General features: G+C 62.1%; 19 protein-coding genes and 1 pseudogene. 6 read left to right on the top strand and 14 right to left on the bottom strand.

Going from position 1 to position 23,191, the window contains the following annotated elements:
• Positions 1–155 precede the first annotated feature (155 nt).
• Entirely contained in the window at positions 156–1,595 is a 1,440-nt protein-coding gene (locus tag HX851_RS21815; RefSeq protein ID WP_177062772.1) for a TolC family outer membrane protein, read from the top strand.
• A 162-nt stretch (positions 1,596–1,757) separates the two neighbouring features.
• Here the strand turns inward: HX851_RS21815 and waaA are convergent, their stop codons facing one another.
• Positions 1,758–3,035, bottom strand: a complete 1,278-nt coding sequence (waaA, locus tag HX851_RS21810) for a lipid IV(A) 3-deoxy-D-manno-octulosonic acid transferase (protein WP_177064485.1) — start codon at positions 3,033–3,035, stop codon at positions 1,758–1,760.
• Positions 3,036–3,057: 22 nt separating this feature from the next.
• On the bottom strand, positions 3,058–3,942 hold the full coding sequence (locus tag HX851_RS21805; protein WP_177062774.1) for a LysR family transcriptional regulator: 885 nt from the start codon (positions 3,940–3,942) through the stop codon (positions 3,058–3,060).
• A gap of 108 nt (positions 3,943–4,050) precedes the next feature.
• Between HX851_RS21805 and HX851_RS21800 the strand changes: the two genes are divergently transcribed.
• The 4 genes from HX851_RS21800 (at position 4,051) to HX851_RS21785 (ending at position 7,445) form a co-directional block, all read left to right on the top strand.
• Positions 4,051–4,383: a DMT family transporter gene (locus HX851_RS21800; protein ID WP_017125103.1), complete on the top strand. Its 333-nt coding sequence runs from the start codon at positions 4,051–4,053 to the stop codon at positions 4,381–4,383.
• Between the two features lie 70 nt (positions 4,384–4,453).
• Positions 4,454–5,629 (top strand): NAD(P)/FAD-dependent oxidoreductase, encoded by a 1,176-nt coding sequence (locus HX851_RS21795; protein WP_177064483.1) that lies wholly within the window; start codon positions 4,454–4,456, stop codon positions 5,627–5,629.
• Positions 5,626–6,438, top strand: coding sequence for an aldo/keto reductase (locus HX851_RS21790; protein WP_177064481.1), 813 nt, complete (start codon positions 5,626–5,628; stop codon positions 6,436–6,438). The genes HX851_RS21795 and HX851_RS21790 overlap by 4 nt, the downstream gene beginning before the upstream one ends.
• Before the next feature lie 41 nt (positions 6,439–6,479).
• Positions 6,480–7,445, top strand: a complete 966-nt coding sequence (locus HX851_RS21785) for a metal ABC transporter ATPase (RefSeq protein WP_177062778.1) — start codon at positions 6,480–6,482, stop codon at positions 7,443–7,445.
• 61 nt (positions 7,446–7,506) lie between these two features.
• Here the strand turns inward: HX851_RS21785 and hldE are convergent, their stop codons facing one another.
• The 4 genes from hldE to msbA form a co-directional block, all read right to left on the bottom strand.
• Entirely contained in the window at positions 7,507–8,928 is a 1,422-nt protein-coding gene (gene hldE, locus HX851_RS21780) for a bifunctional D-glycero-beta-D-manno-heptose-7-phosphate kinase/D-glycero-beta-D-manno-heptose 1-phosphate adenylyltransferase HldE (protein WP_177062779.1), read from the bottom strand.
• Between the two features lie 64 nt (positions 8,929–8,992).
• The gene (gene cysC / locus HX851_RS21775) at positions 8,993–9,643 is read right to left on the bottom strand and encodes an adenylyl-sulfate kinase (protein WP_177062780.1); all 651 of its coding nucleotides are present in this window, start codon (positions 9,641–9,643) and stop codon (positions 8,993–8,995) included.
• Entirely contained in the window at positions 9,636–10,340 is a 705-nt protein-coding gene (locus HX851_RS21770) for a sulfotransferase family 2 domain-containing protein (protein WP_177064479.1), read from the bottom strand. Before HX851_RS21770 ends, cysC begins: the two co-directional genes overlap by 8 nt.
• A gap of 186 nt (positions 10,341–10,526) precedes the next feature.
• Entirely contained in the window at positions 10,527–12,332 is a 1,806-nt protein-coding gene (msbA, locus tag HX851_RS21765) for a lipid A export permease/ATP-binding protein MsbA (RefSeq protein ID WP_177064477.1), read from the bottom strand.
• A gap of 157 nt (positions 12,333–12,489) precedes the next feature.
• Here msbA and HX851_RS21760 point away from each other — a divergent pair, with 157 nt between their 5' ends.
• Positions 12,490–14,349 carry a bifunctional O-antigen ligase/aminoglycoside phosphotransferase family protein gene (locus HX851_RS21760; protein WP_177064475.1) on the top strand — a complete coding sequence of 620 codons (1,860 nt, stop codon included), beginning with the start codon at positions 12,490–12,492 and terminating at the stop codon, positions 14,347–14,349.
• A 48-nt stretch (positions 14,350–14,397) separates the two neighbouring features.
• On the opposite strand, the pseudogene HX851_RS21755 reads toward HX851_RS21760, so the two are convergent.
• The 8 genes and pseudogenes from HX851_RS21755 to HX851_RS21720 form a co-directional block, all read right to left on the bottom strand.
• Positions 14,398–15,018, bottom strand: a pseudogene (locus HX851_RS21755) (CatB-related O-acetyltransferase).
• 14 nt (positions 15,019–15,032) lie between these two features.
• Positions 15,033–15,917 (bottom strand): glycosyltransferase, encoded by an 885-nt coding sequence (locus HX851_RS21750; protein WP_177064473.1) that lies wholly within the window; start codon positions 15,915–15,917, stop codon positions 15,033–15,035.
• A complete protein-coding gene (locus HX851_RS21745) occupies positions 15,914–17,068 on the bottom strand; it encodes a glycosyltransferase family 4 protein (RefSeq protein ID WP_177064472.1) in 1,155 nt (384 codons plus the stop codon). The genes HX851_RS21750 and HX851_RS21745 overlap by 4 nt, the downstream gene beginning before the upstream one ends.
• Complete coding sequence (locus HX851_RS21740) at positions 17,065–17,949, bottom strand: DUF6625 family protein (protein ID WP_177064471.1); 885 nt, start codon at positions 17,947–17,949, stop codon at positions 17,065–17,067. Before HX851_RS21740 ends, HX851_RS21745 begins: the two co-directional genes overlap by 4 nt.
• A 57-nt stretch (positions 17,950–18,006) precedes the next feature.
• Positions 18,007–19,419 carry a PIG-L deacetylase family protein gene (locus HX851_RS21735; RefSeq protein ID WP_177064470.1) on the bottom strand — a complete coding sequence of 471 codons (1,413 nt, stop codon included), beginning with the start codon at positions 19,417–19,419 and terminating at the stop codon, positions 18,007–18,009.
• Positions 19,416–20,312, bottom strand: coding sequence for an antimicrobial resistance protein Mig-14 (locus tag HX851_RS21730; RefSeq protein WP_177064469.1), 897 nt, complete (start codon positions 20,310–20,312; stop codon positions 19,416–19,418). Before HX851_RS21730 ends, HX851_RS21735 begins: the two co-directional genes overlap by 4 nt.
• On the bottom strand, positions 20,312–21,442 hold the full coding sequence (locus HX851_RS21725) for a glycosyltransferase (RefSeq protein WP_177064468.1): 1,131 nt from the start codon (positions 21,440–21,442) through the stop codon (positions 20,312–20,314). The genes HX851_RS21730 and HX851_RS21725 overlap by 1 nt, the downstream gene beginning before the upstream one ends.
• Complete coding sequence (locus HX851_RS21720) at positions 21,426–23,183, bottom strand: carbamoyltransferase family protein (RefSeq protein ID WP_177064467.1); 1,758 nt, start codon at positions 23,181–23,183, stop codon at positions 21,426–21,428. Before HX851_RS21720 ends, HX851_RS21725 begins: the two co-directional genes overlap by 17 nt.
• Positions 23,184–23,191: the final 8 nt, after the last annotated feature.

Raw genomic sequence — 23,191 nt, 5'->3', positions numbered from 1 at the left:
ACCACCCTCGTGTTCGTCTGGATAAATGGCCGATATGCAGGATTGTTGCAAAACCCCACGGCAACTACACTCGCCTACGGCTTGACGCTGCCCGCACCGCGCAGTAGCCTCGGCCACCGAATTATCACCGTAATATTTACTCCAAGGATCGCCACATGCTGCGCAAACTCTCACTGGCCCTGGCCGTGTCTTGTGCGACCAACGGAATGGTCTGGGCAGCTGAAGCGCCCTTGTCGACCAAGACCGACCTGGTCAGCGTCTATCAGGAAGCCGTGGACAACAACGCCGACCTGGCCGCCGCCCGCGCCGACTACGATGCGCGCAAGGAAGTCGTGCCCCAGGCCCGTGCCGGCCTGCTGCCGAACCTCTCGGCGGGTGCCAGCAGCAACAACGTCCATACCTCGATCGACCGGCCGTCGGCAACCATGAGCCGCAGCGCCAATGTCTACCAGGCAACCCTGAGCCAGCCGATCTTCCGCGCCGACCGCTGGTTCCAGTTCCAGGCGGCCAAGGACGTCAACGAGCAGGCCGCCCTGCAACTCTCGGCCACCGAACAGAACCTGATCCTGCAAAGCGCCGAAAGCTACTTCGCGGTATTGCGCGCCCAGGACACCCTGGCCTCGACCAAGGCCGAGGAAGCGGCGTTCAAGCGCCAGCTCGACCAGTCCAACGAGCGCTTCGACGTCGGTCTCTCGGACAAGACCGACGTGCTGCAGTCCCAGGCCAGCTACGACACCTCACGGGCCAACCGGATCGTCGCCCAGCGTCAGGTCGAAGACGCCTTCGAAGCACTGATTACCCTGACCAACCGCCAGTACAATTCGATCCAGGGCATCGTCCATACCTTGCCGGTGCTGGCACCCACGCCCAATGACGCCAAGGCCTGGGTCGATACCGCGGCCAGGCAGAACCTCAACCTGCTGGCCAGCAACTACGCGGTCAGCGCCGCCGAGGAAACCCTCAAGCAGCGCAAGGCCGGCCACGCGCCAACCCTGGATGCGGTGGCCCAGTACCAGGCCGGCGACAACGACGGTTTCGGCCTGAGCAATCCCAATACGCTGGGCCAGAACTATGGCGGCCCGGTGAAGCAGACCACGGTCGGCCTGCAATTGAACATCCCGCTCTACAGCGGCGGCCTGACCAGCTCGCAGGTTCGCGAATCCTATTCGCGCCTGAGCCAGACCGAGCAGCAGCGTGAAGCCCTGCGTCGTCAGGTGGTGGAAAACACCCGCAACCTGCATCGCGCGGTCAATACCGATGTGGAACAGGTGCAGGCGCGCAAGCAGTCGATCATCTCCAACCAGAGCGCGCTGGAAGCGACCGAAATCGGTTATCAGGTGGGCACGCGCAATATCGTCGATGTGCTCGATGCCCAGCGCCAGCTGTACACCTCGGTGCGTGACTACAACAACACCCGCTACGACTACATCCTCGACAACCTGCGCCTGAAGCAGGCGGCCGGGACCCTGAGTCCGGAAGACCTGAGCGCCCTGGCGCGTTACCTGAAGGCCGACTACAACCCGGACAAGGACTTCCTGCCACCTGACCTGGCGAAGGCGGCAGCGGCCAATCTGAAGGCCAATCCGGGTTATTGATGAACGCTTGAGAGTACAACAAAACCTGTGGGAGCCGGGCTTGCTCGCGATGCAGAACTTGTGGGAGGGGGCTCGCCCCCAAAGCTTTTGGCAGCCTCAAGGGCCTCATCGCCGGCAAGCCGGCTCCTACAGGGGATCGCGTTCAGCGATGATTGATCGGGTCTAGCGCGACAGCAAGCGCCCCAATCCATCCAGCAAGCGCTGCAACGCGCCCTGGTTGGCCCGCATCACCTTCAACCCCGCCTCCGCCATCTTCTGCGCATCCCGCGGCAGTTCGAACAGGCGCTGCACCGCCACCGCCAGCCCGTCGGCATCGTCGACTTCCTGCAACGCTCCGGCTTCGCGCATCAACGCAGCGATCTCGAGGAAGTTGAACAGGTGTGGTCCGCTCAAGACCGGCTTGGCCAAGGCCGCCGGCTCCAGCAGGTTATGCCCGCCATTGGGCACCAGGCTGCCGCCGACAAAGGCACTGTCCGCCAGGGCGTAGAGAAACAGCAACTCGCCCATGGTGTCGCCGAGCAGTACCGACGTCTGCGCGGTAACCGGCTCGGCGGTCGAACGCCGAACGGTCGGCAAACCCTGCTGGCGGCACAATTCGAAGACGCTGTTGAAACGCTCCGGATGCCGTGGCACCAGGATCAGCAAGGCATCCGGGTGACTGGCCAGCAGTTGCCGATGCGCCGCCAGGACCACCTCGTCCTCGCCTTCGTGGGTGCTCGCGGCGATCCACACCGGCCGCTGCTGCGCCTGCCATTGCCCGCGCAACTCGGCGGCACGCGCCAGCAATTGCGGATCGATGCTCAGGTCGAACTTGATCGAACCGGTGACTTCGACACACTCGGCGTGCGCGCCCAATTGCCGGAAGCGCTCGGCCTCGACCTCGGTCTGTACCGCGATCAGGCTCATTTCCTCCAGCATCGGCCGGGTCAGTCGGGCAAACCGGCCGTACCCCCTCGCCGAGCGTGCGGACAGCCGGGCATTGGCCAGCGCTACCGGAATCCCGCGGCGAGCGCATTGATGAATATGGTTGGGCCACAGCTCGGTTTCCATGATCACCGCCAGCCTGGGCCGTATCGCATCGAGAAAGCGCGCCGCGGCCCAGGGCAGGTCGTAGGGCAGGTAGCAATGCTGGATACGCGGCTCACTGGCGAACAGTGCCTTGATCCGCTCCGAACCGGTGGGAGTCATGCAGGTCACGGTGATCGGCAACTGCGGGTACTGCGCCAGCAACGCGCGGATCATCGGCGCGGCGGCAATGCTCTCGCCCACCGACACCGCGTGGACCCAGATACCGTCCGGGCGCATCGGTGGCAGGCCACGGGCAAAACGTTCACCGATACGCCGGGCATAGGCCGGAGCCTTGCGTGCCCGCAGCCATAGACGCAACGCCACCAGCGGCAGCCCCAGATGAAACAGCAAGGTGTAGAGAGTTCTATTCATGGCGGCGGAGTTTACTGTGTTTTCAGCCGATCGCCTGCAGGTGTTCGGTAAAACGTTCGGCCAGCCAGCGTGCCGCCGGGCCCAGGGGTTCGTCACGCCGCCAGACCATTTCCACCACCAGCGCCGGCGGGGTCCATTCGCTGATCAACTCGACCATCTGCTCCTGGTAGGTGGGGTACTGCACCACATGACGCGGCAACCAGGCCCAGCCGAGACCACGGGCCAGCCACTCGGCCATCACGTAGAAACTGTCGGCGCGCCAGACCTGCGGGCTCGCCGCCTCACCGCCGGGATACATGCTCGATGGCGTCGACATCAACAGTTGCCGGTGCTGTGCCAGTTGCCGGGCGTCGACACGACGGGTCGCCGCCAATGGATGCCCGACGCCGCACACCGTGACCATCTCGATACTGCCCAGCACCCGCCGCTCCAGGGCCTCGGGAATCTGGTCGTGATAGAACAGCAGGCCCAGGTCGGCACGCCGCTCCACCAGCTTGCGCGCGACATCGCCCTGGGCGGCGCTGGTCAGTTGCACTTCGAGGCTGGGAAAGCGGTTGGCCAGCGCTTCCAGGCTGTCGATCACCGGCTGATAGGGCATCGCCTCATCCTGCGCCAGGCGCAGACTGGCTTCCTCGCCGCGCATCAGCGCCAACGCCCGGCCATTGAGGCGCTCGCACTGGCGCAGGACTTCACGCGCCTCCTCCAGCAAGGCCTCGCCGGCTTCGGTCAAGCGCGGCTGGCGACCGCTGCTACGCTCGAACAGGCTAACCCCGAGGTCGGTCTCCAGCAGGGCAATCGCCGAACTGATCGCTGATTGCGCCTTGCGCTGGTGACGCGCCACCGCAGAAAACGAACGCTGTTCGGCAACGCTGACAAACAGGCGCACCTGCTCCAGGCTCCATTGCATGCTGACACCCAACCTATCTCATATTCAGATAGGTAATGACTTTACCCCATCTGACCGATGTCTAAAATACCGATCACATCAGAAGGCCCAGACACGAGAGATCGCTCCATGAATGCTTACTACTACCTCGCCATCGCCATTTGCGCCGAAGTCATCGCCACCGTCTCCATGAAAGCGGTCAAAGGCCTGAGCACGCCCCTGCCCCTGACACTGATCATCGTCGGTTATGCCACGGCGTTCTGGATGCTGACCCTGGTGGTGCGCACAGTGCCGGTGGGCGTGGCGTACGCGGTGTGGGCGGGCATGGGCATCGTCATGGTCAGCGTCGCCGCGCTGTTTCTCTACGGGCAGAAGCTGGATATCCCGGCCATGCTCGGCATGGCGCTGATCGTCCTCGGTGTGGTGGTGATACAGCTGTTCTCGAAAACCGCCGGGCATTGATGGCAGGCAAATCGCCGATTCCCGCGAATCTGTATACTGCGACCCTGCTCATGAGAACCGAGGTCGCCGCATGCCATCCGCTATATCCACCGATGTCCTGATTGTCGGCGCCGGCGTCGCCGGCCTCTGGCTGAACGCGCGCCTGCGTCGCCAGGGTTTTTCGACGGTACTGGTGGAGAGCGCCAGCCTCGGCGGCGGGCAAAGCGTGAAGTCCCAGGGTATCATCCATGGCGGCGCCAAATATGCGCTGCACGGTGCTCTGAGCGGGGCCTCGGAAGCCATTGCCGATATGCCCCGCCGCTGGCGCGAAGCCCTGGCCGGCAATGGCGAACTCGACCTGTCCGGTGTACGCCTGCTGTCCGAGGCCCACTACCTGTGGTCCCCCGGCACCCTGGCCGGCAATCTCACCAGCTTCTTCGCCAGCAAGGCGGTGCGCGGGCGCGTCGACCAGGTCAAGGGCGACCAGTTGCCGCCCGCCCTGCAACACCCGAAGTTCAAGGGCAAGGTCTATCGCCTGGCCGAACTGGTGATCGACGTTCCCAGCCTGATAACACGCCTCGCCGAACTGGCGGGTGACGGCCTGCTGGCCGGGCAGAAGATCGAACCGTTACTGGAAAATGGCCAGTTGGTCGGTCTGCGCGTCGACGAGCGCGAGATCCGCGCCCAGCGCATCGTGCTCAGCGCCGGTGCCGGCAATGCCGAACTGCTCGACGCCCTGGGCCTGAGCCAACCGGCCATGCAGAAGCGGCCGCTGCACATGGTGCTGGTCAAGGGCCCGAGCCTCAAGCCGCTGTATGCCCACTGCCTGGGCGGCGGCCCCAAGCCACGGATCACCGTGACCACCCACCCGGCTGCCGATGGCCAGTGGGTCTGGTATCTCGGTGGCGATATTTCCGAGGCCGAAGGCGTGGCACGCGAACCCGCCGAGCAGATCGCCACGGCCCGCAAGGAACTCGGCAACCTGCTGCCCTGGATCGACCTGAGCCAGGCCCGCTGGGCCACCTTGCGCGTCGATCGCGCCGAACCCCTGCAGTCCGGCCTGACCCGTCCGGACAACGCCTTTCTCGCCGAACAGGATCGCCTGCTGGTGGGCTGGCCGACCAAACTGGCGCTGGCGCCGGACTTCGCCGACCGGGTGTTCGCCAGCCTGCAACGCGACGGCATCCAGCCCGGCCATCCGCCGGCCCTGCCCGAATTGCCAAGGCCGCCCATGACACAAACCGCCTGGGAGCAACTGCTGCCATGAGCCAGCCGACCCTGCATGACCTGCTCCGCCCCCTGGGCAGTACCGGCCTGGTGGTTTCGCCGCTGGGCCTGGGTACCGTGAAGCTGGGCCGCGACCAGGGCGTCAAATACCCCAGCGGCTTCCAGATCCCCGACGACCAGGAAGCCCGTCAGTTGCTCAAGCTGACCCGTGACCTGGGGATCAACCTGATCGATACCGCCCCGGCCTATGGCCGCAGCGAAGAACGTCTCGGCCCGCTGCTGCGCGGGCAGCGTCACGAATGGGTGATCGTCAGCAAGGTCGGTGAAGAGTTCGAGGCCGGCCAGTCGCGCCACGACTTCAGCGCCGAACACACCCGCCTTTCCGTCGAACGCAGCCTGCAACGCCTGGAAACCGACTTTATCGACCTGGTGCTGGTGCACTCCGACGGCAACGACCTGGCGATCCTCGAACAGAGCGGCGTCTACCAGACCCTCGCCGAGCTGAAGCGCGAAGGCAAGATCCGCGGTTTCGGTTTTTCCGGAAAAACCGTCGAAGGCGGCCTGAAGGCTCTGGAACAAGGCGATTGCGCCATGATCACCTACAATCTGAACGAACAGGGCGAGCGGCCGGTCATTGACTATGCAACGGCCCACGGCAAGGCGATCCTGGTCAAGAAAGCCCTGGCCAGCGGCCATGCCTGCCTGAGCCCCGGCATCGATCCGGTGCAGGCCAGCTTCGAACTGTTGTTTGCGCAGCCCGGCGTTGCCAGTGCTATTGTCGGCACCATCAACCCGCTGCACCTCGCCCATAACGTTGCGACAGTAGCCCGGGTCATTCGCCAGAACTGATGCCGCCCACGCGGCCGACCCCGACGCAAGAAGGAGCCGACATGCCGCGAACGCTGATAAGAAAGAACCCCAGTAACTTCAAGACCCTGCCGTTATTCGTCGAAGCGACGCCCGAAGGCCTGAGCTACCAGAGTGTCGGGATGCCGCTGAACTTCGCGCAAACCCTGCACAAGCGCAAGCCGGTGAGCGTCGCCGATGCCGAACGTTTTGCCCTGGAGCTGGCCAACCTCGGTGTGTCGGTACGCCTGACCCTGCACTGGCAGAACCGCGACTATTGGGTACTGGTCCGGCAACGCCGGCAAGACCGTGGCGATGTGGTGCTCAAGCTGATTTCCGGTTATGTCCCGGCGCAGGAACTGAACCTGCCACTGCACACCGCCATCCAGGAGATCGCCGAGGAGTGCCTACTGGAGACCCCGGAAGGCTGGTTGAGCGGACGCTTCAACGACACCTGGCTGCCGGCGCCCTACTCCGCGGCCTTGCATTACCGCGAGGCGCTGCCCTTTCGCCTGACGCCGCTGTCGGGTTCGGCATTGCCGGTGCGCTGTGGCGCGCAACAGTTGATGGAGCGACCACGGGCCTATGTGCACCTGCCCACCGCGTCGTTGCAACTGATCTACGACCTGCGGCTGGATGTGCCCAGGGAAGCCAAGTCCCTGAGTCTGTTCCATGTCGATGAGCGACTGGAAAACGATGAACTGGTGGCCCGTCTGGATCGCGGGCGTCCAGACCTGTACCTGATGCCGCTGAAAGACGGACAGCCCTGTGCCGAGCTGTACACCCTGAAGAAGGACCAACTGGTTGCGGCGAGCACCCGCGGCCTGTACCTGGCGGAAAGCTTTGCCCGGCAGGAGGGCTGGCTGGTGCGTGATGAGCGTATTCGCTGGAAGGACTGGGTACGCCAGCAAGGGCTGGCGCCCGTGGAGAAGGACTCGAAACTCAAGCGCCTGACCGGCAAGGCCCGGCAGATCCTGCGCAAGATCGTACCGGCCAAGGCCCGGCGCTGACAGGAAAAAACGTCCCCTGTAGGACCGTCGACACAGGGCCGTCGGGCGGGCCTGGCACGTGTCAGTTGCTGCGGATCTTCTCGACAATCGCCGTCGTCGAACTGTTTTCCACCAGGCCCAGCACTTTCACCGTGCCGCCGTAGGCCGTGACGATACCGGCACCGACCACCTGGTCGATCCCATAGTCACCGCCCTTGACCAGCACGTCGGGCTTGACCTGCGTCAGCAGGTTTTCCGGAGTGCCTTCGGGGAAACTGATCACCCAATCCACCGCACCGAGACCGGCCAGCACCGCCATGCGTCGGTCGACACTGTTGATCGGCCGCCCCGGACCTTTCAGGCGACTGACCGAAGCGTCGTCGTTGACCGCGACGATCAGTCGATCGCCCTGGGCCCGCGCCTGCTCCAGGTACGTCACGTGACCGGCGTGCAGGATGTCGAAGCAGCCATTGGTGAAGACGATCTTCTCGTTATGGGCCCGGGCGTCATCCACTGCCAACAGCAGTTGCTCAAGCCCCAGCACACCGCGCTCGGACCCTTCTTCACGCTGGATGGCGCGACGCAGTTCCGGCGCACTGATGGCCGCCGTCCCCAGCTTGCCGACCACGATACCCGCCGCCAGGTTGGCCAGGGCCACCGCGTGCGGCAATTCCTCGCCCGCGGCGATCGCCGCCGCCAGGGTGGAGATCACGGTATCGCCGGCACCGGTCACATCGAACACTTCACGGGCCCGGGCCGGCAGGTGCAGCGCCGGATGATCCGGACGCAGCAAGGTCATGCCGTGCTCGCCACGGGTCACCAGCAAGGCGCCAAGATCCAGGTCCTGCATGAGCTTGGCGCCCTTGGCGACCAGTTCATGCTCGTCGACACAACCGCCGACGATGGTTTCGAACTCGCTGAGGTTCGGCGTGATCAGGCTGGCTCCACGATAGATCGAGAAGTCCTTGCCCTTGGGATCGGCGAGCACCGGAATACCCCGGGCACGCGCCGCCTGGATCAGCGCCTGGTGGTTTTTCAGCGCACCCTTGCCGTAGTCGGACAGCACCAGCACCTTGATGCCTTCGAGCAGGCCATCCACTTCAGCCCCCAACGCCAGGGCGTCGGTGGCGAACGGCTCCTCGAAATCAATGCGCAGCAGTTGCTGGTGACGGCTCATGACCCGCAGCTTGACGATGGTCGGCTGGTGCGCAATGCGCTGGAACAACGCCCGCACGCCCGCGCCCTTGAGGCTGTTGGCCAGGCTGTCGGCGGCCTCGTCGTCACCGGTGACACCCACCAGGGAAGCCGGCGCGCCGAGGGCGGCAATGTTGAGTGCAACGTTGGCAGCACCGCCCGGGCGGTCTTCGATCTGCTCGACCTTGACTACCGGTACCGGCGCCTCAGGGGAAATCCGTGAGGTACCACCATGCCAGTAACGGTCGAGCATGACATCGCCGACCACCAAGACAGGGGCTTGATCGAATCGCGGCATGGACAACTTCATGGAGCAACCCACATACAAAATGAACAGGGGCGCGATATTAACACAGGGTTGCCGCAGGCTAGTTCTATGGCTTCAAGTGACTGGCCTCGCCGTCGGAAATTGAGCGTTTATTGATCAGAAATGCCAAAAGTGCCTGGGTACAATCTTCCAGGGACATCGACGTCGTATCAATTTCACAGTCGGCATCCAGCGGCGCCTCGTAAGGACTGTCAAGGCCGGTGAAGTCCTTGATCCGACCCGCCAGCGCCGCCTTGTACAGTCCCTTGGGGTCGCGTTGGGCGCAGACATCGAACGGCGTGCTGACATAGACGCAGGAGAATTCCTGCGGCCGGAACAGCGATTTGGCAACCTCACGGTCAGCCCGGAACGGCGAGATTGCCGAGACGATCACGATCAACCCGGCATCGACCATCAACCGTGCCACCTCGGACACACGACGGATATTCTCCTTGCGGGCCTTGGCCGACATCCCCAGGTCACTGCACAAACCGTTGCGCACGTTATCGCCGTCGAGCAGGAAGGTGTGCAGGCCGCGCTGGTTCAGTTGCAATTCCAGCTCGTTGGCCAAGGTCGACTTGCCGGAGCCCGACAGCCCTGTGAGCCAGATGCAGCACGGTCGCTGATGCTTGATCGCAGCCCGCTCGAGCGTTGACAACGCCAGGGTATAGGGACGGATCTGCGGTTTTTCCAGGGGGATCGTTGCCAGTCTATTCATAGCCCAGTAGCTCATAGTCTCGTTGGTAGACACGACGTACCAGTCGACGGGTTTTCACCGAGCAGAAATCCCTGACCGGCTCCTGACGTCGTTGGCGTGAATGATTGAGGTGAGGCAGTGTTGAGTCGATACCCATTCGCTCGCAGACAGATCGGAAGTCCTGCTCCAGATGCTCCTGGTAGCCGATGAAGTCCAGCGCCAGGTGTCCGAGCGAGTCCACGAGAAAGTCCGTCTGGGGAGCGAAATGCATTTGCTTCTGTACGTTCTCGGGGTGCAGCCAACGATGAACGAAGTCGTCGAAATCACGGTACGAAGTCACCAGGTGGCGCGCAGCCATATCCCGGCGGCAAGGTTCGTTGCCCTTGAGAAAGGCATAGGCCGAGTAGGCACGCTCCAGGGGGTCACGCACAAAAGCGAACTTGAAACTGCTGGCGTATTGCTCGGGGAACTGATGTTCATACCAGTGCAATGGCAGATGCCCGGGGCGCCAGCCACCGAACAGCGCCCCGCAGACGCTGCTGCCCGCACACTTGGGAACATGGATGAACAGGCAGGAACGCTCGGTAAACAGCTCGGGAAACTGAACGTTGCCGGACATGGCCTTGTTGACGACCTGCCGGTCGACGACCGACAAGCGCCCCAGGAGGAACTCCCGCTGAGGCTTGGGCATGAGTTTCCATAAGTAGCGCTGCAACATTCCAGTACCTGCGCGAAAGGGATAGCCCTTCCGTTGATATCAATGGTTCGTTGCGAAACCATAACAATCGAGGTGTCTGAAAATATTTAGCGATGGTCAAGCCGTGTAAATTTCCCGATACAAAGCCCTGACACATTGCACGTCGGACCTGACCGGGAGTGAATCATTCACTCCCGGGCGCCTGGTTCACGCCGTTCCAGCAGAAGTCGGCTCATCCAGCCCCATGGCATGCAGGCGAGCGTAGTAGCCATTCTTTTCCAGCAATTGAGAATGAGTACCACGCTCGACGATGCGCCCCTGATCCATGACAAGGATCAGATCGGCCTTTTCGATCGTCGACAGCCGGTGGGCGATCACCAATGTGGTGCGCCCCTTCATGACCTTGTCCAGAGCGGCCTGGATATGCCGCTCGGACTCGGTATCGAGCGCCGAGGTGGCCTCATCGAGAATCAGCAAAGGTGCGTTCTTGAGCAAGGCCCTGGCGATTGCCAGGCGCTGGCGCTGGCCTCCGGAGAGCAGGACACCGTTCTCGCCGACCTGGGTATCCAGGCCCTTGGGCAACTGATCGATAAAGTCCTTGGCGTAGGCATCGGCGACGGCTTTCTCGATGTCTTCGCGAGGTGCTCCCGCCAGGTCGCCATAAGCGATGTTATTGGTCACCGTATCGCTGAACAGTGTCACGTGCTGGGTCACCTGGGCGATATGTCGACGCAGGTTCAGCAGGCGGTAGTCTTCGACTTCAACCCCGTCGAGCAGGATTTCACCGGTTTCGTGGTGATAGAACCGCGGGATCAGGCTGGCCAGGGTTGATTTGCCGCTGCCGGAACGCCCCACCAGGGCCACCATCTGGCCAGGCTCGGCGCTGAACGAAATGTCATTCAGTACCAGCCGGTCCGTGCCCGGATAGGTAAAGCTCAGGTTACGCACATCCAGCCGCCCCTTGACCAGGTCACGCTCGACGGTGCCACGATCCACTTCCGGCTCGACATCCAGTTGCTCGAAAATACTCTCGGCACCGGCCACGCCTTTCTGGATGGTCGAACTGACCTCCGACAACTGGCGGATCGGCTTGGGCAACAGTCCTGCCAGGGTGATATAGGCGACCATATCTCCCGCCGATGCGTCGCCACGCAGGTAGAGCACCAGGAACATCAGTACCGCCATGGCGCTGTAGATCACCAGTTGTAACATCGGCGTGTAGATCGCCCCGGTGCGGGTCATGCGCAGTTGTTTGTCGGTGTTGCTCTGGCTGGCATTCAGGAAGCGTTTCTGTTCATAGGTTTCGCCACCAAAGCTGCGCACGACGCGATAGCCCTGGATGGTTTCCGATGCCACATGGGTCACGTCGCCCATCGCCACCTGGATCTTGCGGCTCTGCTTGCGGAATTTCTTGCTGGCCGTACGTACCATGACTGCGATCAACGGCAGGATGGCGACCATCACCAGTGTCAGGCGCCAGTTCATGAACAGCAGCGAGGCGAACAGGAAGATCACCGTCATGCCTTCACGGATAACGACCTTGATCGCATCTGTCGCCGCCCCGGTGACCATGGTGACGTTGAAGGTGATACGCGAAATCAGGTGACCGGAGTTATGCTGGTCGAAGTAGCGGTTGGGCAGGGTCAGCAGGTTGTTGAACAGTTGCACCCGCAGGTCATGAACCAGGCCGAGGGAGACCTTGGCCAAGAGGTAGTTGCCCAGGTAGGAACCCAGGCCCTGCCAGGCGGCGATCAGGATGATCAGCAACGGCACTGCCTGCAATAGCTTCAGGTCGCGCAGATAGGGCACGGTGGGAAAGAGTGCGGCGTCGGGATTGGACAGGCCATCGACAAAGTATTTGAGGATGTAGCCCAGCATTGGCTGCGTCGAAGCGAAAATCAGGAAGCCGACGATGCTGAGCATGAACAGGCCGATGTAAGGCCGTACATAACCCAGCAGGCGGAAGTAGATTTTCAAGCTTGACGGGCTTGCGGAGAGACTGGAGTCGGTCATATCACGCGGCGGTAATTGAAAAAGGAGGCTGACTTTAGCACAGCTTCTCTGCTGTACTGGCAGCCGCTTGGTTCAACGCCCCCATCAGCCCGGCAGACGACATTAAATAGCCAGTACGTTAGTATGGCCTTTCACTCTATGGAATGAACTTTTTAGCATGCAATTCAGCAGCTTGAACAACACCTCGAATCGAGTTTTCGACTTTATCTGTCTGTGGCTGCTGCCCTTGGGTTACCTGCTGCTGTTAAGCGACCTGTTTTTCCTTCCTGGCCGCGGCGTGCATCACAAGATCTACTATGCACTGTTCAGTGCCCCGGCCCTGATAGCCATCCTGCTTCGTCCTCGCGAGCTGAAGGAACTGGTGCGCGAGCCATTATTCATCGGCATCCTGGCCTTCGTGCTCTGGACCATCCTCAGCTTGTTGTGGAGCCCGCCCGTACCGGATGCGCTGGGCGACACGAAGCCGCCATTGCACACGCTGATGCTGTTCATCGGCTGCAGCCTGCTGGTGCGTTACCGTCCCGACAGTCTGCAGCCCTTGATCTTCAGCGCCGCGACCATTGCCCTGATCGCGACCCTGTACAACTTGTTTCATTTCTGGCGGATCCACACCCCGGAACTGAGAATGATCGGCGCAGGGGCTTTCGACAACCCACTGCTCAGCTCCCATGCCTTTGGTTTCTTCTGTGCCTACTGGATGAGCCTGAGCATGACGTGCAAGCGGCCGCAGACCCTGTGGCTGAGCCTGCCGGCGTTGGCCATCATGTTCTGCGCGGTGATCGCGACAGGTTCGCGAACGCCGCTGGTAGCACTGACACTTGCCGCGCTGTGGCTGAGTTTCATCTGCTGGAATCGACGCTCGCTGATGGTGCTGGGAGCCATGCTGGTCTGCGGCACCGCCGTCTTCGCGTTTTTCTCCGAAATGCTCTTCGAACGCGGCAACTCGTTCCGCTTCGAACTCTGGCGCATGACCCTGGAACAGATCGCCTTCCACCCCTGGATCGGCCACGGCTATAACGCGGAATTGAGCATCGACCCCGGAACCGGCTACAACTTGAGCGAGCCCCACAACTTCGCCCTGGGCGTGCTCTTCTACGCCGGAATCATTGGTTTCATCCCCTGGATCTTCATGCTCGCCTGGGGCCTGTTCAGCAGTTGGCGGCAACGGGCCCAGCCACTCTTCGTGCTCGCCTCCAGCTGGCTGGTGTTCGGTATCGGCGCCGGTCTTACCGAAGGTGGCGGGACGTTGTCACGGCCGAAAGAACACTGGTACCTGCTCTGGATTCCTCTCGCCCTGATCCTGGCCCTGACCGTTGCACGGCGCAGCCATCGATTGCTGGACAGGCCGGTAAAGTCGCTTAGTACCGCAGGGTTCGCCGAGCTGAGTCGAAACGCCCAGATCATCGAGGAAGACGGCCTCGGCCCCAAGGTCCTGAGCCTGGAAAACGGCAGTTTTCTAAAACTGTTCCGCCGTCGCCGTTGCTACAGCTCCGGCGCTTTCAACCCACTGTCGGAACGCTTCGCGATCAACAGCGAGCGCTTGCGGCCCCTGGGAATTGCGACCCCCGTGATTCTCGGACTGCACCAACTGGAAGACGGCAGCAGCTCGGTGCAATACGACCCCCTTCCGGGCCAGACCTTGCGCCAGGTGCTGCAATCGATGGCTGCCCCGGCGGTACGCGAGGCCCTGGTCGAGCGCTTTGGCAAGTTCCTCGGGCAATTGCACGAACGTGGCGTGTACTTCCGCTCGCTGCACCTGGGGAATGTCCTGCTGATGGATGACGGCGAGTTTGGCCTGATCGATCTGGCCGACATGCGGATCTACCCTTCGCCGCTGCGACAGTCGTTGCGCCAGCGTAACCTGCGCCACATGCAACGCTACCAGGAAGATCGTGGCTGGCTGTTCGAAGAACAGCTACCGGCACTATTGAAGGGTTATGCCTCGACGGCCTCCGACCAATCGGCCGCGTCCCTGCACAAGGAAGCCCTGCTCCTGCGCCAGGCAGAAAGAGCCTGATGAACCCGCGCAGCGCCGGGTCCGGCGCTGCGCATCATCGACAAGCCATCAATCCTGGCGCTGTCGAGCATATTGCAGAAACCCTTCGATGTTATCGCTGCACAACCTGTCACACAGGCCATGCAGCTCTTCTTCCGGCCAATCCCACCAGGCACTCGCCAGCAATGCCTGGCGCTGCTCTTCGGGAAAACGCCAGCGCAGAAACCGCGCCGGATTGCCACCGACCACCGCATAAGGCTCGACATCCCGGGTCACCAGCACACCCGCCGCCACGATGGCCCCGCTGCCGACGGTGACACCGGAAAGCAGCGTGCAGTTGGAACACAGCCACGCATCGCTGCCAATCGTCACTTCACCGTGGGTGCCGCTGTATCCACCGATATGCGCGGCCTAGGAAACCATGGCCGGAAACGGAAAGGTCGTCACCCAGTCAGCCCGATGATGACCACCGAGAAAAATCTGCACCCCTTCGGCAATGGAGCAATAGGCACCGATATTCAGGGTCGAGCCTTCCTGCCAGTCATGTACCTGAGGCAGTCCGTAACTGCCTCGACCAAAGCCATAATCGGGATAACGCTGCTTGAAGCGCGCGGCCCCCCGTTCGATTTTCGGTAACTTGCGGATGGCCCGCTTGGCCCGCTTATCGAGAAAACGCTGAATCCACCCCATGCCTCAAGCTCCGCTCAATCTTTTTCCAGAGGGGAAAAATACAGGCGTGCCAGGGCCCGCCAGGTTTTTCCGGTCCAGGCCTTGAAGGGAATCTGTGCCAACAGCTCACGAGCCAGCTTGCGGTCGCGATTGGAGGTCTTCAGGAACATCGAGTTGAGGAATTTGTAGCGCACCGCCTCATACAACGGATGTTCACTGAACAGCGCATAGGAACGCAGGATGTTGTCGATCATGAACCGGTGGTTCTTGTAGGAGTTGGTGGCGTGCTTGCGATAACGCGCCATAACAACGCCAAGCCCGTCGATAAAGTAGCCGGCGTGGGTAATCTTCAGCTCGATCAGCAGGTCTTCCAGGCGGATCTTCGGGTCGAACCCGCCGACCTTTTCCAGCGCCTCGCGCCGAATCAACAAGGTCGGAGCCGGCGGATAGGGTTTGCGCTCGAGGAACATGTCATCGAAATCCAGGCGGCGGAACGGCACGTCACGGCGCTGACGCTTCTCCGGGAACAGGTTGCCCTCGGAATCGATCAGTTCGATATTGCCGGCACAGATCCCGACCTCGGGCTTGCCCTCCATATAGGCGACCTGGACCGCGATACGCTCCGGCAACATGATGTCATCGGAACCGAACGGTGCAATCAGACTGCCATGCGAACGGGCAATCGCTCCGTTGAGGGTATTGGTCAGGCCCTGGTTCTTCTGGACCTGGAAATCGAACCCATGCTCCGCCTGCAGTCGACGAATACGCTCGACGCTGTCATCGGTGGAACCGTCATCGACCACCAGCAATTCGATGTTCGGGTAAGTCTGGTTCAACACACTGAGAATGCTCTGCTCAATGTAGGGAGCGTGGTTGTACGAGGCGATGATCACCGTCACCAGAGGCTGGGTGTCTGTCATGGATGTTCCTTACCGGCCTCGGCCAGGCCTGATTCAATCAAATCCAGGTATTGCCGACGGAACACCTCGATATCGTGTTGGTCCTGCAGATAACGGTAGGCCTGCTCGCCCTTGGCCCGCAGTTCGTCATCCGCAAGCCCCAGGTAGTTGTCCAGCGCCGCGATCAGGGCCGGCACATTGGCCGGTTCCACCGCCAGGCCACCGGCCCCCTGGATCAACGGCAACATGGCAGGGACGTTGGAGGCGATAACCGGCAGGTGCCCGCTCATGCCCTCCAGCAACGCCAGGCCCAGGCCCTCGGCGAGGGAAGGCATGGTCCAGATGTCGAAAGCCCGGACGTATTGCAGGGCATTTTCGCGAAAGCCCAGCAGATGGGCACGACCGCCCAGGCCGAGACGCTCGATTTCCTGCTGCAGGCGCCCCTCCTCACGGCCGGCGCCGATGATTGCCAGTTGCGTGTCCGGGTATTTGTCCTTGAGCGCGGCAAAGGCCTGGAGCAGATAGGTATGCCCCTTGACCGGCACCAGGCGCCCCAGGGCGCCGATCAGCCGGGTCGAGGGCGACAATCCGAGCAGTTCCCGGGACCGTTCGCGCGAGTGCTGCAGGCCTTCGGCCTGCTCGATATCGATCGCGTTGGTGATGGCATAGGTGTTGGCCTCGGTAAAGCCGCACCGGCAATCCAGCAGGTACTGTTTCACGGCGGGTGAAACGCCCACGAAACGCCAGCTTTTATCGATCAGTCCTTGTGTCTGCCGACGCCGGTAAAAACGGTCATATTCGCCAAAGCCGTGGGAGATCCCGATGCACAGGGGAATCTTCAACCAGCGGTTGAGTTGCAGCAGCATGTTCACCGGTTTGAAACGGTTGCACACCACCACATCGAACTGCTCCTTGCGGCAGAACTTGTACAACTGCCACATGGCCCTGAGACGCATGCCCTTGAGCGACTTGTCGGAGAACTCGAAATACACCGAGTGATCGGCCCGGCTCACCGCTGCGCCCGGTCCGGGCCGACCACGCAGAAACGCGGCCGTGACCTCGAAGCGCTCGGTAGGCAGGGCCTTGACGATCTGTTCGGCCAGGTCGGCAAAATCGTGCGACTTGACGTTGTAGTCAGGCTGCAATTGCAGGACCTTGAAACGTTGACTCATAAATCTCCCCGCTGAAACCCTGTCGCATCGATGATCCATGCCGGTTCCAGGGCCAGGTATTTGAGCTGCTCGGGTTCGGGCTCGGGCAGTCTGGACCACTCATTGCGCTTCCAGCACACGAAGTGAAAATACGGAAAAGCGCGATCACCATCACGGTCGTTGGTCAGACGCCCTTCGCGCCAATACCAGTGATGAGGAAAGTTGCAGGTTCCGTCGTGCCATTTGATCACGCCGCCCGGCGTACTGAAACACTCCGTGAACTCACTGCGTCGCCGCCAGGGATTGAATTTGCCAACCAGCTTGAACAGCGGCCTGGGAAAGTTCTTGCGCCACAGGAAAATACGGCTGAAAGCGCCTTCGTCCAGGGCGTGGTGCTTTTCATCGGTAAACCGCTCACGCCAGTTTTCGATGCGCATGAACAACTCGCGCTTGCGCGCGGTATTGCGCATCAGGCACAAGTGCCCCGCGACCCGCCGCTCGTGAGTGGAGAACAGATCGTAGCCGGCCAGGCGCTCGGCGGTGAAATACTCGCGCAAGTTGCCAAACACCAGGTCGATATCACCGAAGGCCCAGAAATCATAGCCCTCGAGACGGTCGACATGGATATGACCCAGCGCGGGCTTGATATCGCAGAGCTTGTAGGCGGCCTTGGGCGCAAAATCGATACCCAGCCGACGCGACACCAACTGGCAGTAATCGCCGAAGCTGATCGCCTCGACGGTAACGTTGGGCGGCAGATTTTCCGGAGTCCCGCAATCGCTGAACAACAACCAGTCGATATCCGGATTGTGACGACAGCTTTCCAGGAAAAACGGCATCCAGAACGGCCAACGCCCGAAATAAGGGATGATAAACAGAATGCGCGGGGATGGATTGATCACTTGGAACTCACTGTAAGCTTCTGGAATTCAGGGACAACGCTATGCCCCCGGACGACGTCACTGACGTTTCAGCAACCAGAACAGCTCATGCCGTCTGACCGCTTTACGAAAGAACTCATTCTCGCCGTAGGGGGATTGTACCCTACTGGCCAGAAGCCACTGTATCGACCGCCGCAACCGGCGCTTGAAAGGGGCACGCGGCTGCAGGTCATGCATCATGCCCAACGCCATTGCCTTGTCACGTTGCTGCTCGAGAGACAGCGGCAGGCAATAGGGTTGCAACCTCTGTGCCGTATCAAACACCGGCGGCAAGGCAATGCCCGCTCCCGAATCGCCCATGGGCCAGCGATCATTGTCATGCAGATGGTTGGCATACCCCAGCAGCGTCGTCGGCTGCCATTCCAGCCCTTGCAGAGCCTCCATGACCGCCGCCTGGGCACAGATATGATCCGGGTGCGGATCAAGAGAAGGGTGCGGCAGGACGATCACTTGCGGGCGGGCCCGCATCAATAACTCACGCAAGTCGGCCAGCAGGTTGTTCCAACTGGGAACACCGTCCCGATCACCGGGTAACGCAAACGGGTTGAACTGGCGAAACAGACGGATATCGCCCAGATCCGCCTCGCGGGATGCAACCGGCTGATCCGGAGCGGCCTGCATGGCCGGCAATTGTAGGCAGAAGTAGCCGAGTTGCACACAGTGCGCCTCCGGCACACCGGCCCAACGCGGCACCGCGATGCTGTCCCAGGCGCGCAGGCGCCCCTTGAGCCGTGCCGCTTCAGCGCGGGGCAAGCCCATCGCCTGGTAATATTCGGCTTCGATTTCACCGGCGGTCAGGGTCACCACCCAGGTTTCGTCGGCCTGGCTGTAGAAGCCATAGGCCGCCAGCTCGGCATCGTCGGCATGGGGCGCGATCACCATGACCCGCTGGCGTCGCAGGTCCGGCTGGCGGAAAACCCACAGGACCGGCTCGCCGAGCAGGCGACAGAAACGTCCACGCAGGCGCAGCGAACCCGTCGCCAATGCCGATGCGAACCCGCCGAGATTGAGATAACGCAGGCCGTTGACTCCGCGCTCGAACGTCTGACGATCCGCGAACCCATCCCCCTGGATCTCCACCGCCGGATCGCAAAAACGCCCCAGCCAGCGACTCTTGAGCCGCACGGCCAGGACCAGGGTTTCATCGCCGACCAGGCTCAAGGGTACCTCGAGCTTCAGCCCCCCAGCCTCCAGGCGAGCGCCGAGGCGTTCGCTATCCTCGGGAAATGCGTACTGATAATCGTCGCCCGGCGAATAGAACAGATGATCGGCAAACCAGGCTTCATGGGCGACCCAGGCGAGCACCGCGAGCACCAGCGGCAACCACCAGGTCACCAGCAGGCCGACCGCGACCAGCAACACCAGGCTGATCAACAACGCCAGGCGCTTGGTCCGCCGATGGCGCTTGAGCAATTGCTGTTTACGACTCATACCTTGAATACCGGCACGGGGTTGCACCAACGATCCTTGTACTCGCGATCCGCCCGCCCGAACGAAAAGCGCAGGGGCTTGCCCAGGGTCCGGGCGTCTTCCCAGGCACTCTGGGTATTGAGAAAGCTCAGCACGCTGCCAGGGCTGAACGAACGGGTCTCGGGATCGACACCGCCATTAATGTATTCGACGCTGACCCACTCGGGCGCCTCGACGCGATAGACCAACTGGACCGCGATCGGCGCATCGTCGAGAAAGATCACCGAGCCGATCAACAACTCGCGCAGCAGTTCGATGACCTCGGCCATGCGTGCCGCTCCGGTGGCCGGAAAGCCCCAGCGTCGCTGAAAGAGATCGCAGTAGATCGCCGCCAGTTCGACACTGGAGAACTCGCCGACCGGGCGCACCACGCCGCCCGCCTCTTCCAGCAGGCGCAGCTCGCGGCGCTGGTTGTAGCGGAATTTCTTCGACAGCTCTTCCGGCGTACGCGCCATCGCCAATTGTTCGGCTTGCGGTTGCAGGGTGCTGAAACGTCCGCCGTTGAGTTCGGACAGATAACGCCCGCGATGACGCAGGGGAGCCTGGGCGTCGGCGGCGGCGGGCAAGATCAACTCGGCGTTGCCAAGGTCGAACAGGCCCTTCTTGCCATGGCGCTTGAGCACATCCTTGGACAGGGCCAGGTCACGCCCCCAGGTCGCAATCGCGGCCTTCAGTTCGTCGCCCTGCTCGAACGCCAGGTAACGCACGGGGATCTGCGCCAACTGTGCCAGACGCTCGACCACCAGCGGATGCGTCGCGACACTGCCGCCAAAACGTTGCCAGGCCTGCGCATAGGTCTTGGCATCGACCACCGACCAGCCACGCTCGCGCCAGCCCTGGAATCGCTTGAGCATCAGGCCTCCGCGGTCAGGTCGGTGACTTGCGGCAGACGCCAGAACGCCTCGCGGACCGCCTGATCCGAGAATCGCTCGTGCAGGCGCGCCAGCATCAGGCCGGCACAGGCCTGGCGTTGCTCGTCATCGAGCGCGGCCAGGTGTTGCAGGCCCTGGGCCAGATGTTCGGCATCGCCAAGAGGAAACAGGATGCCCACGCCCTCGACCACTTCCCGGGCCCCGCCGCAGGCGGTTGCCAGCAGCGGAACGCCAGCGGCCATGGCCTCCAGCAGGACCATGCCGAACGGTTCGTGGTCGGAGCTCAGCGCAAACACATCGAAGGCGCGGAAATAACGCCGTGCCTCCGGGATCTGGCCGAGGAACAGCACTTGCTCGGCAATCCCGAGTTCACCGGCCAGTTCCTTCAGGTCCTGCTCCAGGCGCCCGGTACCGAGAATCGCCAGCCGGCTGTTGGCCGGCAAGCGCTCAAGCGCCCGGGCAAATCCCTGGATCAATGTCGCCTGGTCCTTGTCCGGGTGCAGGCGGCCGACGTTGCCGACCACCCAGGCATCGACCGGCAGCCCCAGGGCTTCACGCGCTTCGGCGACGGTAACCTGAGTGGCTTGCAGAGCCTCGATATCGATCCGGTTATAGAGCGTGCGGATCCGTCCGGTCGGCCACTTCGGCAGGCATTTGCGCATATCGTCGCGCACCGCATCGGACACGCCGAGCAGACTCAGACGGCGGCGAAACAGCTGCGCGAACAGCCGGCGGCTGCCCCGCACGTAGTCGCCAAAGGCATGGTGCACGCCGATCACCGGCAGCGCCGTGCCGAGCAGGGCGATATAGACCGGCTTGAAACGGTGGGCGATGCAGAAACTGAAGTTGCGCGAAGCGGCGATCTTGCGCAGGTCGCGGATCGCCCCCAGCTTCAGGCCACGAATGGCCCTGGAGCTGTACTCCATGAACAGCACCTCGTCGGACGCGCAGCCAGCGGCGACCTCCGCATCGGCAGCACCGGTGAGGAACACCGTGGTCACCCGATAGCCAGTACCACTGAACAGGCTGGCGTACTGACGGGCACAGTCGAGGAACGGCCCGTCATAACCGTGGCAGAGCTGCAGGACATGGCGCTCAGCCGAGCGAGTCATAAGCATCCGCGCCGTCTTTGACCACCAGGATGTCCTCCATGATCAGGTACTGCAGGTCGGAACCGAAGAACATGTTCAGGGCATCGGTCGGCGAGCAGATCATCGGTTCGCCGCGACGGTTCAGCGAGGTGTTCAGGGACACGCCGTTGCCGGTGAGGACTTCCAGGGCCTTCATCATGTCGTAATAGCGCGGGTTGTACTCACGCTTGAGTACCTGGGCCCGCGATGTACCGTCTTCATGGACGACTTCCGGCACCCGGGTCTTCCACTCCTCCGCCACTTCGAACGTGAAGGTCATGAAGGGTGCCGGATGATCGATCTTGATCATCTGCGGAGCGACGGTGTCGAGCATCGACGGGCAGAAAGGCCTCCAGCGCTCGCGGAACTTGATCTGGTGGTTGATCCGATCCGCCACGCCGGCAATGCTCGGGCAACCGATGATCGAACGACCGCCCAGGGCACGCGGACCGAACTCCATGCGCCCCTGGAACCAGGCCACCGGGTTGCCGTCGACCATGATTTTGGCGATCTGCTCGGGCATGTTGTCCAGCTTGCGCCACTTCGGCGCATTGGCATGACGGGCACACGCCGCGATCACGTCTTCGTTGCTGTAGGACGGGCCGAGATAGACGTGTTCCATCTTCTCCACCGGCACGCCGCGGGCGTGGGACACATAGGCCGCCGCACCGACCGCCGTACCGGCATCGCCGGACGCCGGCTGCACGAACAGCTCCTTGATGTCGTCGCGAGCGATGATCTTCTGGTTCAGCTTGACGTTCAGCGCACAGCCGCCGGCGAAGGCCAGCTTGCCGGTTTCCTTGAGGACGTCACCCAGGTAATGGTCGATCATCTGCAGCGCGAGCTTCTCGAACAGCGCCTGCATGCTGGCCGCGTAGTGGATATACGGCTCGTCGGCGATATCGCCTTCGCGCTTCGGCCCCAGCCATTCGATCAGTTTCGGCGAGAAGTAGAAACCCTTGCCCTTTTCCTTGTAGCGACGCAGGCCGATCACGTTGGCGTAGTCGGTATTGATCACCAATTCACCGTTCTCGAACGAGGCCAGGCGCGAGAAGTCGTACTTGCTCGCATCGCCGTAAGGGGCCATGCCCATCACCTTGAATTCGCCGTCGAGCATTTCGAAGCCGAGGAACTCGGTGATCGCGCCATACAGGCCGCCCAGGGAGTCCGGGTCGAAGAATTCCTTGATCTTGTGGATCTTGCCGTTTTCGCCGTAGCCGAAGAAGGTCGTGGCGTACTCGCCCTTGCCGTCGATCCCGAGGATCGCGGTCTTCTCCTTGAAGCCGGAGCAGTGATAGGCACTGGAGGCGTGGGCCAGGTGGTGTTCGACCGGCTCGATCTTGATTTTCTTCGGATCGAAGCCCAGTTGCTCCAGGCACCAGACGATCTTGTTGCGATAGCGCTTGTAGCGGCGGTTGCCCATCAGGATCGCGTCGAGGGCACGATCCGGGGCATACCAGTAACGCTTGGCGTAGTGCCAGCGGGCCTTGCCGAACAGGCTGATCGGGGCGAACGGGATCGCCACCACGTCAACATCGGACGGCTTGATGCCGGCCTGCTCCAGGCAGAACTTCGCCGATTCGTAGGGCATGCGGTTCTTTGCATGTTTATCGCGTACGAAGCGCTCTTCTTCGGCGGCCGCAATCAGCTTGCCGTCGATGTACAGGGCTGCGGAAGGATCATGGCTAAGGGCGCCGGACAGGCCAAGAATCGTCAATGCCACAGGGGTCT

The organism is Pseudomonas gingeri, from assembly GCF_013385635.1.
GTDB classification, from domain to species: Bacteria; Pseudomonadota; Gammaproteobacteria; order Pseudomonadales; family Pseudomonadaceae; genus Aquipseudomonas; species Aquipseudomonas gingeri_A.
Note: the sequence above shows the minus strand (reverse complement) of the source record. Positions and strands in the feature narration are given on the sequence as shown.